The organism is Haloferax sp. Atlit-10N (assembly GCF_003586325.1).
Classification (GTDB): domain Archaea; phylum Halobacteriota; class Halobacteria; order Halobacteriales; family Haloferacaceae; genus Haloferax; species Haloferax prahovense.
Window position 1 is genome coordinate 1 of sequence record NZ_PSYX01000095.1, and the last position, 569, is coordinate 569.

1 protein-coding gene is annotated in these 569 nt (G+C 73.3%); it reads right to left on the reverse strand.

The annotated features are described in order from the left end of the window. On the reverse strand, window positions 1-569 hold a 569-nt coding region (locus C5B91_RS21335), incomplete at both ends, for a molybdopterin-binding protein (RefSeq protein WP_233547873.1).

Sequence of the window (569 nt, forward strand, 5' to 3'; positions counted from 1 at the left end):
CACGCGGTCGAGGACGCGCGAGAGCGCGGGGTCGTCCTCGCCGACGCCGAGCAGGTCCGGCGCGCGAACGTCGGGCGAGAACAGGTGGACCGTCACCGACTCGCCTTCCGCGAGGTACTCCACGTCGGCCGGGACCTCGACGACGCCGTCGGCCTCGACGAGGCTCGTCGTCGCGCCGGACCCCTTGTCGACGGGGTAGACGAGCGTGTTGCCGTCGCCGTCGGCGACGAGTCCGACGGGCATGAGCCGCGTCCGGCCCTCTGCGTACCGCTCGCGGGCGGCCATCGTCCCCTCGACCGTCGCGGTCCGGGGTTCCGGAAGGCCCGCGGCGTCGCGGACCGCCGGCGCGACGAACGTCCGGAAGATGGTGAGCGCCGACACCGGGTAGCCCGGCAGGCCGATGTAGGCGCTCCCCTCCCCGAGCGTGCCGACGAGCTTGGGTTTGCCGGGCTTGACGGAGACGCCGTGCAGCAGGAGTTCGCCGCGCTCTTCGACCACGCGGTAGATGACGTCGACCGCGCTCGCGGACGTGGAGCCAGACGAGAGCACGAGGTCGCACTCGTCGGCCG